This window comes from Geodermatophilus sp. SYSU D01186 (assembly GCF_054050215.1).
The window spans coordinates 1-11421 of record NZ_JBJGYW010000063.1; the positions used below are offsets into that span (position 1 = coordinate 1).

An 11421-nucleotide genomic window follows, 5' to 3' on the forward strand; every position below is an offset into this window, starting at 1 on the left:
CGCGGTTGTGGGACCCCCCCGCCCGCCATCCCCCCCCCCCCACCCCCCCCGGCGCCCCCCCACCGACCCCGGCCCGCCCCCGCCGTCGTGTGTGCCTTTCAGGCGTCAGGCCACCAGGCGGTAGCCGACCCCCCGCACGGTGCGGATCTCCGGGGAGGACAGGCCCGCGGCCTGCAGCTTCCGGCGGAGGTTGGACATGTGCGCCTCGACCAGGCGGACGCTGCCCTCCCAATCGGTCTGCCAGACCTCGCGCAGCAGGGTCTCCCGCTGCAGCACCCGGCCGGGGCGCGAGGCCAGGGCGGCGAGCAGGTCGAACTCGGTGCGGGTCAGGTCGACCACGGTTCCGTCGACGCGGACCTCGCGGCTGTCCTCGTCGACCTCGAGCTCGGCCAGCTTGAGCACCGACTCCTCGACCGGGGCCGGTCGCGGCTCGGGGACGCGCGGCCGCCGCAGCATGGCCTGCACGCGGGCGACCAGCTCCCGGGGCGAGAAGGGCTTGGCCATGTACCCGTCGGCGCCGACGGCCAGGCCGATCAGCAGGTCGACCTCCTCGGCGCGCGCGGTGAGCATGAGGACGTAGCACTGGCTCTCGGCGCGGATCTGCCGGCACACCTCGGTGCCGTCGGCGTCGGGCAGGCCGAGGTCCAGGACGACGACGTCGGGCGCCGCGCGCCGGATCTCGACCATGGCCTCGGCACCGGACCCCACCCCGCGGACGTCCATGCCGGCCTTGCGCAGGACCGTGCAGACCAGTTCCCGGATCTCCTGGGTGTCCTCGACGACGAGCACGGACTGCTCGGCCACGACGTCCCCCTCCGCTCGACCAACGTCCTCCGGTGACGGCACTCCCGTCACCTGAGCGGGTGATCGGCAGCGCCCGGAGGGGCCTTGAGCTGCCGGTGAGCGCCTCCCCCCAAGGGATGAGGCGCCAGTCAGGGAACGGTCACCGCCGGAGCTCCACGGCCACGGACTCCGTCGGCGCCGTCCGGCCGCGGTGGACGGCGTGGACCGCCAGCCCCCGGCCGGCGCCCAGCCGGGTCACCGCGTCGACCACCGGCTCCTCCGCCCCCGCGGACATCACCGAGAAGGCGACGACGACCCGGCCCTCCGCGGCGAGCACCCGGTCGACGACCTCCCACGTCCGGGACGCCCCGGCGTCCCAGAACGCGCGGACGTTGAACGACACGACGAGGTCGAACGGCTCGCTGCCGAGCTCGGCGTCGTGGACCGGCGCCGCCACCAGCCCCACCCGGCCGGCGTCGACGGCGGCCCGGTTCCGGCGGGCGGCCGCGGCGACCATGGTCGGCGACCGGTCGACCGCGAGCACCTCGGCGCCCCGCTCGGCCAGCAGCGCGACGAGCACGCCGTGCCCGCAGCCGACCTCCAACACCCGCTGCCCCGCCGTCGGTGCGACGACGGCCGCGGTCCACGCCAGCCGTTCCGACGCGCCCGCCACCGGCATCAGTTCAGCCGGCGGGTGCCCGGCGGCAGCACGCCCCCGCCGACGAGGTCGGTGGCGCAGTCCTGCAGTGCCGTGAGCGCCACCCGCTGCGGGTTGGGGCCGGTGGACACCCGGGCCACACCCAGCTCCTGCAGCGCCCGCACCGACAGGGACGCCTGGGGGACGGCGAGCACTGACAGGCGGCCCGGACCCAGTCCGTCGACCAGCGCGGCGATCTCCGCCCGGTCGACCACCCCGGGCACGAAGACCACCTGCGCCCCGGCGTCGAGGTAGGCGCGTCCGCGGCGCACCGCCTCCTGTACGAGCTCCCTCCGGTCGGCGTCCGGAGCCGCGCGCAGGAGGACGTCGGTGCGGGCGTTGAGCACGAAGTCGACACCCGCGGCACGTCCCGCGGCGAGGACGGCCTCGACGGCGGTCACCGACTCGTCCAGCGGCCGGCACGCGTCCTCGAGGTTGCCGCCGACGACGCCGAGCGCGATCGCCCGGCGGGCGGTCTCCCCCGGGTCGCCGTAGCCGGCCTCCATGTCCATGCTCACCGGGAGGTCGACCGCCGCGGCGATGCGGCCGACCATGTCGAGGTGCAGGTCGAGCGGGATGCGCTCGCCGTCCTCGTAGCCGAACGTCGCGGCGATCGAGTGACTGGCCGTGGCCAGGGCCGTGACCCCGGGCGTCCGCGCGACCACCGTCGCGGAGACGACGTCCCAGACGTTGACGAGCACCAGGATCTCCGGCGCGGTGTGCAGGTCGAGCAGGGTGCGGGCGCGAGCGGCGAGATCGGGCACGGCGCCGAACCTAGGTGGTCACGCGCCGGCGGTGGGTGGCGTTCCCGCGGGAACGCCTCACCCCTTGGGGGTCGGGCCTGCGAGAGGACTCAAGGCTCCCGGGCCGCAGGACGACGGAGAGGACGCCCGAGACAGAGGGCGCCGCCGGGGCCCGATGCCCCGCCCAGCAGGAGGACCGCGATGATCGGTCTCACCCGCCGCACCGGCGAGTACTGCCGCCTCGACCCCGACTCCATCGAGCGGGTCGAGGCGCACCCGGACACGGTCGTCCACCTGACCGACGGGGTCCGCTTCTGCGTGCTGGAGACGATCGACCAGATCATCGCGCGGGTCCGCGAGGACCGCGCCGGCGTGATCGCCGCCTGCTACGTGCTCGACCGCGGGGAGGACCCCGACCCGATGGGCCTCGGGCGCACCCCCGTGGCGCCCGAGGCCCACGGGCCTGCTCCGGCGGTCCCCGTCCGGCGGTCCTGACTCCCCGCGCGGGCGGGTCACCCCGCCGTCGGGACCCCGGGACGGCAGGCCACCGACAGGATGTAGTCGAACCAGCGGCCGCCGCTCTCGGTCAGCGGGACGGGGCCGACGAGCACCGCCGTGGTCCAGTCCGGCACCCCGCCCCCGGTGCGCTCGGCCTCCTCCCGGATCTCGGCGCGCAGGCCGGCGAGGGCGCTGCGGACGTCGGGGTACGGGAGCGCGATCGCCGCGGAGTGCCAGGTCACCGCCTCGGCGACGGCGCGGTCAGCGGTCGACGCCGTCACGCTGCACCCCCGAGAAGACGAGCTCGAACGCGCTGGACGCGTCCTGGAAGCCGTTGCCGGCCGAGTCGGGCAGTGTCACGGTCGCCCGCAGGTGGTCGACCCCGCCGGAGGCGAGGCTCGCGGCGCCGTCCAGCTCCTCGTCCATGACGATCGGGCCGGCGTAGAAGGTGTCGACCTCACCGGCGCAGGTGTAGGAGTCCCCCACCGCGTCCCACGGCGACGAGCAGGACTCGAGCAGCAGCTGCAGCCCGTCCCGCACGTCGCCGTCCAGCACGCTGGACGCGGTCGCGCGGACCGCCAGCGAGACCGAGGACATCGCCACCGTGCCGTCGTTCACCAGGTCCATGACCGACTGCGAGCGGTCCCCGGGCACCCAGCCGCCGCTGACGAACGGGACGGTCGCCTCCTCCGCCGCCTCGGACAGCGCGATCGACAGCACCCCGGTGTCCACCTGGGTCAGCACCGGCGTGGTGCTGTCGGTGAAGGCGCCGAAGGTGCCCAGCCCGGCGACGGCCGCTGCCGCGGCGACGACGCCGATCGAGCCGGTGATGCGCGCGCCGTTCCGGCGGGTCGGCGCGGGGTGGGAAGTGGTCCTCACGGGGGGTCTCCTCGCACGGTCTCGGGCGACGGGCTCCCCGTCGACAGCACCGACTCTGGGCCCCGCACCGCAGGTCTCCCGCCGCGGATCCGCAAGCCTCCCGCAAGAACCGGAGCCGGGCGGACGGGAACGCCGACGTCCGGCGCACGCCATGCTGAGGCGGTCACGAGACCGCGTGACGGTGGTGGGAGGCCTCGACCAGCGGAGCTCCCGATGACGAGCCCGAGCCATTCCGCGAATCCCCCACGCCGTCCCCCCACGTGGCGGCTGGTCGCCACCGTCGCGGTCACCTACGCCGCGGGCTCCGCGTTGTCCTTCGCGCTGTTCTGTCGCCGGCGACCGGCCGCTGCAGGACGACGCCGTGCTGCTCCGCCTGCGCCTGCGCGGCGGCGTCGAGCCGGACGGCGCGGGCGGCGCGACCCCGCTGCGCCAGGCCCGGCCGCACCGGCGCGGGCTGCGCCTGGTGGCCGACGACCCCACCGGCTGAACACGGCCGCGGAGCCGGCTCCCGGAGGAAGTCGCCGGCTCAGCGTGCGCGACCGGCGGCCTGGACGCCGCTGAACCCGAGGTTGACGGTGGCGGTCAGGCCCTGCATGTGGCTGCCGGCGGTGGTGGGGAGGGAGATCGTGAAGACCAGGTTGTCCGTGCTGCCCGGCCGGAGGCTGTTCGGCGCGGGCAGCGCCGCGGTGCTGATCACGGGGCCCGAGTAGAGGGTGCGCTGTGTCTGCTCGCAGGTGTAGGTCGGCATGTCGTCGGTCCCGCTGCGCGTCCACCGCCTCGAGCACTGCTCCAGGGTCAGTTGGAGGCCGTTGACCTTGTCGGTGACCAACGCGCTCGTCGGGGTGGCGGTGGTGGCGAGGTTCAGCGAGGACAGGGCCACCGTGCCGGTGTTGTCGAGGTTGAGCGCGCGCGTCAGCGAGCTCCCGGGGATGAAACCGGCGGTGCTCACCGGGACGGTGTTCGCCAGACCGCCAGGAGCGCCGATGTCGATGTTGAGCTCCCCGGACTGGACCGTGGTGGCGACGGACGCGCGGTCGTTGAAGGCGCCGAACGTCGCGAGGCCGGCCACGGCCGCAGCCGTTCCGATCGCACCCACCGCCCCGATGACCGTGGCGGTCCTGGTGCGGCGAGTGGCAGCGCGGCGTCTCAACCTCATGCCGGATCTCCCGATGGTGTCCTACAGGTCGTGCGGTCAGTTCCGTATCGGCACGCCCGCCCCTGACCTTGAACCAGGTACACGGGTGCGATGTCGATCACGGCCCTCCTGTGCCCGCACCTGCTCTCAGGAGTCCGGGTCGTACCCGATCTCCCGGACCTCCTGGGTGCATCGGCAGCTGCGGGCGAAGCGAGCCGCCCAGTCCAGCGCCTCCGCCCGCGACGACACCTCGATGATCGCGAACCCCCCGATGACGGCCTTCGTCTCCGGGACCGGTCCGTCCGTGATCGCCCCGTCGGTGCCGACGAGGGTCGCCTGCTGGCGCTCGATGCCGCCGCCGGAGATCCAGACACCAGCGTCCTCGGCGTGCTCGGCCACCGCGCGCGCGGCATCCCCCACCTCAGGCAGGTCCTCGGCCGGGATGTGGCCCATCGAGCCGTCATCTAACGAGATCAGGTACCGCTGCATCTGGCGACTCCTCGATCCGGGGCACCGCGACTGCCAGGTCGTGGCGGCGGCCCGTCCGGCCGCGCTCACGAGCGCATGACCCCGTGCGCCGCCGGAACTCATCGGTGGAGCCCGCTCGCTGAGGTGGTCGTCGACCGCTGTCGCCGGGAGGTGGGCCCTGTCGCCGTCCGGCGCAGAGGCGGCGTCCTCCCTGCCGGACTCCGAGGGTGAGCCCGGCGCCTGACCGTCGCGACGTGCCGTCGGATCCCGTACGGACCGCGCCGGCCCTGTTCCCCCGACCGCTGCGCGGGCCTAGCGTCGGCCTTCCCACGGGGGCCGACGACGGCGGCGGGAGACTCGCCATGTTCGCTCAGCTCATCCAGGGCAGGACGTCGGACGCCGAGGCGGTGCGGACAGCGCTGGACAAGTGGATGCAGGAGCTGCAGCCCGGCTCGGTCGGCTGGCTCGGCAGCACGATCGGGGTCGCCGACGACGGCCGGTTCGTCGCCGTGGCCCGCTTCGAGTCGGCCGAGGCCGCGGCCCGCAACTCGCAGCGGCCGGAGCAGTCCCGGTGGTGGGAGGAGACGCAGCGACTCTTCGACGGCGAGGTGACCTTCGCCGACAGCGATGACGTCCAGGTCGACCTGACCGGGGACCCGGACCGGGCCGGGTTCGTGCAGGTGATGCAGGGCCGGGTGACGGACAGGGAACGGGCCAAGGAGCTCGTCGCCCGGATGTCCACCGAGGACATGGCGGGCTTCCGCCCCGATGTCCTCGGCAGCGTGATGATGACCTACGAGCCGGACCGGTGGGCCCAGGTCATCTACTTCACCTCCGAGGCGGAGGCCCGCGAGGGCGAGAGCAAGGAGGCCCCGCCGGAGGTGCAGGCGGTCATGGAGGAGCTGATGGCCCTCAGCCCGGAGCCACCTGACTTCATCGACCTGCGGCGGCCCCTCCTGTACTCGCCGCCGGCAGCCGGCACCGGACTGCCGGGGCCGCGTGGGGCGGCGGAAGCAGCACAGGAAGCTCAGCGGTCGACGTGAGGCGCAGCGCGACCCGCGCCGACTGAGCGAGACGTTGCCGCGGGAACGTCCACCTGGCGCGCCCCGCACGGTCGAGTGGTGCTGGAAGAGGCGCCGACTGCGCTACTGGGCGAGGGGCTTCGCACGGCGGGTGTCGGCGGCTACGGTCGGCGGGGCCGGCGCTGCCGGCGGCGGCTGAGCCACGGCCCCGGGAACGCGCACACCGGAGGCGCGTCGTGCCGGTCGAGGTCGTCGAGCTGTCCCTCCGGGAGCCGGATGTCGCCCAGGCCGTGCTCGCCGATCTCTACCGCTCGGAGCGCCCGCTCGCGTTCTCCGGCGTCCGCGGGTCGTTCACCTGCGAGCTCCGGTCGGGGACGGCCGGTGACCTGACCGCGGACCGGCTGCGGTTCACCGCGGGCCTGCGCTGCGCGGTCGCTCCGCTGAGCGACCTGGTGGTGGCCAGTCCGGTGAGCGGTGGGTGCCGGTACGTGGCGGGCCGGGAGCAGGTCACCACGCGACCGGGCGTGGTGTTCCGGTGCCCGACCGGCGTGCCGTTCACGAACGAGTGGGACGACGTGGACGTGGGCATCGTGCGGCTGCCGTTGGCGGTGATCGAGCGGGTGGCCGAGGAGCGGCTGGGGATGCCCGGCGCCGAGGTCCGGTTCGACAGGCTGCGCCCGGTGTCCGAGCCGATGCGCCGCACGTGGTTGGGGCTGATGCGGTTCGTGCACCAGCAGATGGCCGACCCCGGCAGCGGGCTGGCCGAGCCGCTGGTCGCCGCGCAGCTGGCCGACCTGATGGCGGCGGCCGCGCTGACGGCGTTCCCGAACACCACGATGACGTCGGGCTACCTGCCCGAGGCCGGCGCGGTGGCGCCGGCGGTGGTGCGCCGGGCGGTGGCGTTCGTCGACGCGCACGCCTCGCTGCCGATCACCGTCAGCGACATCGCCCGCGCCGCCGGGGTCGGCCCGCGGGCGCTGCAGCTGGCCTTCGCCCGCCACCTCGGGCTGGCCCCGATGGGCTACGTGCGGCGGGTGCGGCTGGAAGGCGCGCACCGGGAGTTGCAGGCCGCCGACTCCACCGCCGGGGACACCGTGGCGGTGATCGCGCTGCGCTGGGGGTTCGCCAAGCCGGACCGGTTCGCCGCCGCCTACCGCGCCGCCTACGGGGTGACCCCCGCCCACACCCTGCGCACCTGACACCACCGCGCCCGCCCCGAGGAGAGGGTCATGACCACCGAGACCGCCCCGCCCGTCACAGCGCCGCGGCGCATCGACTTCGCCACCTCGGACCCGGTCGAGGCCCGGGACTTCCTCGACCAGGCCTACGGCGGACGACTGCAGGTGCGCACCGCTGCCGAGACCAGCTGGCAGGTGAGTCTGAACCGGCTCGACGCGGGATCGTTCAGCTCCGCAGTCGCCCGCCTTCCCGCCGATCTGACCTTTGACATGGTCAGACGCGACGAGCTGGTGATCGACACCCTGCTCGCAGGCAGCCTGCGGCTCGACCACGGCAAGAGCAGCGACCGTTTCGGCCCCGGCGACGTCTGCGTCGGCAACCATCCCGGCGTCGAGGGTGTGAGCCGCTCCCAGGAGGCCCACATCCACGCCGTCACGCTGTCCCAGGACCTGCTCGCGGACGTGGCCGGGACAGCACCCGCCGCGCCGGCGCAGTTCCTGTCCCTGGCGCCGACCGCCGGCGGCGCTGCACGATGGCGGGCGACCAGCCACCTGGTCGACGACCTGCTCGCCGAGCCCGAGACCGCCGCCTCCCCGCTGCTGATCGGGCCGGCCGCGCGGCTGCTGGCCGCCACCGCCCTGGCGGTCTTCCCTAACACCTTGCTGCCGCCGCCCGCTCCGGCCGATCGCACCGACGGCCATCCCGGCACGCTCCGGCGCGCGATCACGTTCATCGAGTCCAACTGCGATCGCGAGATCGGTCTGGCCGACATCGCCCGGGCCGCCTACGTCACCCCGCGCGCGGTGCAGCTGGCCTTCCGCCGGCACCTGGACACCACCCCGACCGCCTACCTGCGCCAGGTGCGGCTGGCCCAGGCGCACCGGCAGCTACGCGACGCCACCCCCGGCGACGGGGTCACCGTGACCGCCGTCGCCGCCCGCTGGGGCTTCACGCCCAGCCGGTTCACCGAGCGCTACCGCGCCGCCTACGGCGTGCTGCCCAGCCGCACCCTGCGCACCTGATCGGCGGCACGCAGCCGACGGGCCTCCACCTGCCGGCGCAAACCCTCCGCCCGCTGCCGGCAGGCGCCGGCCTCGGCGCGCGGCGGACTCGAACGCGGCGGCCCGCGCCCACATCCGCAGCGCCAGGCGCCGTTGGGCGTCGGCCCGGGTGCGCGCCCACGCCGCCCGGTCACGCTGCGGCCCGCACGGGTCGGTGGCGCCGGCGGCGTCCGCGACGGCCGCGACGTCGTCGTAGCTCAACGCCACGAGTTCCACGGTCGCCGCGGCGTCCCGGATCGCCGCGACCGACGCGCGCAGGGCCGCGACGCGCTGCTCCGCCGGCGACTGCTCCGGCAACACCGTCACGGCATGAGCGTGACCGGCCGTCCTCAGGCCGGCTAGACCGCAGGCGAACGGTCACCCTGCAGACTCGCCTGAAGGCGAAGCTGCAGCCTGGCCACCTCCCGCCGCGACGATCGCAGCGTCGTCGGCTTCGAGGTCACGACAGCAGCATCGGCGCACCGACGCATGTCCGAGTGGGCCGCTCGGACACCGGCCGGCTCGCCCGGGAGGTGGCTTCAGGGGCAGCTGTCCGGCCGCACCTGGCGGGTGCAGTCTCGAGCCGTGACGATCCGGTGGTGCACCGACGGCGACCGAGCCGAGCGGGCGCGGATCGCGCGCGAGTCGCTCGAGCGGGATGAGGTGCTGATGACGTTCGCCCGGTGGCTGAGTGATCGCGCGGGCCATGACGGGCCGGTCACCGTGCCGGAGCTCACCCCGGAGACGGACGCCCGCTTGATCCGGTTGCTGCGGGAGGGAACGGCTCCGCCAACCGCTTGAGCGCTGTTCCGACGGTGACCGGCCGGCGAAGCGCACCGGGCGTCCTCAGTGGGCCCCTCGAGGGCACCACCGCCAGGCCGGCCCCGACGGCGGGTCACCCGGCAGCTCGGCCGATGACTTCGTGGCTCCCGGCCGGTCCACGCTCGTGACACCCGAGGAAAGGACCGGCCATGTCGGAGCTTCTCGTCGACTTCATCACCTCCCTCGACGGCTACGCATCGGCAGAGGGTTGGCCCGGGTTCTGGGGCCTCGAGGGCCCGGAGTACCTCGCATGGCTCGGCGAGCAGCCCGAGGTCACCTACCTGATGGGAGCGAACACCTACCGCCTGATGTCGGGCTTCGCCGCCGGCGAGGTGCCGGATGGCCAAGAGGAGTTCAGGCCCGAGGAAGAGGCGTCCGTCGACGAGCTCACGCGGGCGTCCAAGGTGGTGTTCTCCTCCTCACTCGAGGAGCCACTGACGTGGGCCAACTCCACGCTCGTCCGCGGCGACGCCGTCGAGGCGGTGCGCGCCATGAAGGAGAACGGCACGGGGCTCCTCAGCACGATCGGCAGCCTCAGCCTGTGCCGGTCCCTGCTGAGAGCCGGACTCGTCGACCGCTTCCGGGTCGGGATGTTCCCCGTGATCACCGGGGCCACGGGCGCAGAACGCATCTACGACGGCTATCCGGACGTCGCCCTCGAGATGATCGAGCACCGCACCTTCGACGGCCGCATCCAGCTGGTCGAGTACAAGCCCCGCGTGCTCGAGCACCCGCCGCTCGGCGCCCCTGCGTGACGTCGCCCCGTCCGCCGGTCCGGACGGCCGCCCGGAGTACGGACGGCGGTCGACCGGCTGGTGGCCGCCGCGGCTGCATGGGGCCGGCGAGGACTCGCTAGTCGTCTCGCTCGTGGATCGCCTGGGCAGTGGATCGCGAGGACCGGGTCCGGACGAGTGGCAGTTCGCCGGTGAGGACCAGGTGCTCGGCGATGTTCCGCACCTTGACGTTCCTGCTCATCGAGACGGTCGCCAGGGCTTGGAACGCCTGGTCGGGGGTCATCTTGTGGCGCTCGATCAGGATGCCCTTGGCCTGCTCGATGACCGCCCGGGTCTCGAGCGCGATCTGGAGGTTGTCGGCCGCCTCCCGGGCCCTGCGGTACGCCTGGACGGTGCCGGCCGCGACTGCCGCGTAGGGGGCGAATCCGGTGGCCACCGCCCGACTGGCCTCGTCGAAGGCGTCCGGCGTCCGGGCGTAGATGTTCAGCGAGCCCGCGACCTGCTCCTCCCCCGTGATGATCAGCGGAACGGCCAGCACACTGAGGACGCCGCGTTCGGCGACGTACCGCGCATAGTCCACCCATCGGCTCTCCGTGCGCGTGTCGCCGATCTCGACCAGCACGCCGCTGCGGGCGGTGTGCAGGCACGGCCCGTCCCCGCGGTCGTACTGGACTTCATCGAGACCGAGGGCCAGTGGCCCGGTGTCGACGACGGTGCTCGGCTCGCCCTCGATCAGCAAGGTGACCGACGCCTCGGAGTCCCCCGGCATGACGCGCTTGGTGAGGTCGGCCATCGACTGCAGCAGGCTGTCCATGGAGAGTTCCCGCAGGGACCTCTGGCCCAGGTGCTCCAGTGCCTCGGCGGCTTCCGTGGATCTCCGGTTCTCGCTGCGGGCCACCGCGGGCCTCCGGTCTGGTTGATACCGGGGGTGCGACCTCGGCGGCGAACCCCGAGCTGGGCTCCGCATCTGCGCTACGCCACTGCCTGACGCAACAGGGACGCCCAGGTGCTGAACCCGGCGTCCGGACGAGCCTACGCGCCTCACCGAGCAGCCGTTCGGCGGCTCGCGCACGGGCCGAGCGAGCGCGGAGGCCATCAGCCGAGCAGGGACAGGTCCAGAGGAGGGACCGGCCCGGCGGGCTGCTTCCCCCGTGACGAGCCGCCGGCTGTCCCTCGGCGCCTCACCGTGAGGGACAGGTGCGGTCGGCCGGCAGACCTCGGCCCGACCGGCGCACCGGTCAGGGCGCCAGTACCGCGGCCGATCAGCCGTCGTGGTTCCGACCACGAGCGTGACGGACGCTCCTATGCCGCGTCAAGGGCTGAGGGTGGGGTTTCGAGGCGTCGGTAGAGCTCGCGGGCGATGTAGCGCTTGAGGCAGCGTGTGATCTCGCGGTCGGTCCTGCCCTCGGCGCGGCGGCGGT

The 11421-nt window shown here is 74.1% G+C and carries 15 protein-coding genes; 7 read left to right on the forward strand and 8 right to left on the reverse strand.

Going from position 1 to position 11421, the window contains the following annotated elements:
• Window positions 1-105: 105 nt before the first annotated feature.
• From ACI784_RS24745 to ACI784_RS24755, 3 genes are all read right to left on the reverse strand, one after another.
• Window positions 106-804 (reverse strand): response regulator, encoded by a 699-nt coding sequence (locus tag ACI784_RS24745; RefSeq protein ID WP_456925400.1) that lies wholly within the window; start codon window positions 802-804, stop codon window positions 106-108.
• A gap of 139 nt (window positions 805-943) precedes the next feature.
• Window positions 944-1456 (reverse strand): class I SAM-dependent methyltransferase, encoded by a 513-nt coding sequence (locus tag ACI784_RS24750; protein WP_457015281.1) that lies wholly within the window; start codon window positions 1454-1456, stop codon window positions 944-946.
• Window positions 1457-1461: 5 nt separating this feature from the next.
• Window positions 1462-2244, reverse strand: a complete 783-nt coding sequence (locus ACI784_RS24755; RefSeq protein WP_457015282.1) for an isocitrate lyase/PEP mutase family protein — start codon at window positions 2242-2244, stop codon at window positions 1462-1464.
• 180 nt (window positions 2245-2424) lie between these two features.
• Between ACI784_RS24755 and ACI784_RS24760 the strand changes: the two genes are divergently transcribed.
• The gene (locus tag ACI784_RS24760; protein ID WP_456925403.1) at window positions 2425-2718 is read left to right on the forward strand and encodes a flagellar FlbD family protein; all 294 of its coding nucleotides are present in this window, start codon (window positions 2425-2427) and stop codon (window positions 2716-2718) included.
• Window positions 2719-2735: 17 nt separating this feature from the next.
• On the opposite strand, the gene ACI784_RS24765 is transcribed toward ACI784_RS24760, so the two are convergent.
• Together ACI784_RS24765 and ACI784_RS24770 are read right to left on the reverse strand one after the other, a co-directional pair.
• Window positions 2736-3002 (reverse strand): hypothetical protein, encoded by a 267-nt coding sequence (locus ACI784_RS24765; protein WP_457015283.1) that lies wholly within the window; start codon window positions 3000-3002, stop codon window positions 2736-2738.
• The gene (locus ACI784_RS24770) at window positions 2983-3600 is read right to left on the reverse strand and encodes a hypothetical protein (protein WP_457015284.1); all 618 of its coding nucleotides are present in this window, start codon (window positions 3598-3600) and stop codon (window positions 2983-2985) included. The genes ACI784_RS24765 and ACI784_RS24770 overlap by 20 nt, the downstream gene beginning before the upstream one ends.
• Window positions 3601-3961: 361 nt before the next feature.
• Here ACI784_RS24770 and ACI784_RS24775 point away from each other — a divergent pair, with 361 nt between their 5' ends.
• Window positions 3962-4087, forward strand: a complete 126-nt coding sequence (locus tag ACI784_RS24775) for a hypothetical protein (RefSeq protein WP_456925406.1) — start codon at window positions 3962-3964, stop codon at window positions 4085-4087.
• Between the two features lie 39 nt (window positions 4088-4126).
• Here the strand turns inward: ACI784_RS24775 and ACI784_RS24780 are convergent, their stop codons facing one another.
• Together ACI784_RS24780 and ACI784_RS24785 are read right to left on the reverse strand one after the other, a co-directional pair.
• Window positions 4127-4696 carry a TasA family protein gene (locus ACI784_RS24780; RefSeq protein WP_456925407.1) on the reverse strand — a complete coding sequence of 190 codons (570 nt, stop codon included), beginning with the start codon at window positions 4694-4696 and terminating at the stop codon, window positions 4127-4129.
• 186 nt (window positions 4697-4882) lie between these two features.
• Complete coding sequence (locus ACI784_RS24785; RefSeq protein ID WP_457015285.1) at window positions 4883-5224, reverse strand: YciI family protein; 342 nt, start codon at window positions 5222-5224, stop codon at window positions 4883-4885.
• 341 nt (window positions 5225-5565) lie between these two features.
• Between ACI784_RS24785 and ACI784_RS24790 the strand changes: the two genes are divergently transcribed.
• From ACI784_RS24790 to ACI784_RS24810, 5 genes are all read left to right on the forward strand, one after another.
• Window positions 5566-6246 carry a hypothetical protein gene (locus tag ACI784_RS24790; protein ID WP_457015286.1) on the forward strand — a complete coding sequence of 227 codons (681 nt, stop codon included), beginning with the start codon at window positions 5566-5568 and terminating at the stop codon, window positions 6244-6246.
• Window positions 6247-6461: 215 nt separating this feature from the next.
• Complete coding sequence (locus ACI784_RS24795; protein WP_457015287.1) at window positions 6462-7424, forward strand: AraC family transcriptional regulator; 963 nt, start codon at window positions 6462-6464, stop codon at window positions 7422-7424.
• A gap of 30 nt (window positions 7425-7454) precedes the next feature.
• Window positions 7455-8426 (forward strand): helix-turn-helix transcriptional regulator, encoded by a 972-nt coding sequence (locus ACI784_RS24800; RefSeq protein ID WP_457015288.1) that lies wholly within the window; start codon window positions 7455-7457, stop codon window positions 8424-8426.
• A gap of 603 nt (window positions 8427-9029) precedes the next feature.
• Window positions 9030-9245, forward strand: coding sequence for a hypothetical protein (locus ACI784_RS24805; RefSeq protein ID WP_457015289.1), 216 nt, complete (start codon window positions 9030-9032; stop codon window positions 9243-9245).
• 170 nt (window positions 9246-9415) lie between these two features.
• Window positions 9416-10021, forward strand: a complete 606-nt coding sequence (locus ACI784_RS24810) for a dihydrofolate reductase family protein (protein WP_457015290.1) — start codon at window positions 9416-9418, stop codon at window positions 10019-10021.
• 97 nt (window positions 10022-10118) lie between these two features.
• Here ACI784_RS24810 and ACI784_RS24815 read toward each other — a convergent pair whose 3' ends face one another.
• Window positions 10119-10814 (reverse strand): ANTAR domain-containing protein, encoded by a 696-nt coding sequence (locus tag ACI784_RS24815; protein ID WP_456925415.1) that lies wholly within the window; start codon window positions 10812-10814, stop codon window positions 10119-10121.
• Window positions 10815-11421: the final 607 nt, after the last annotated feature.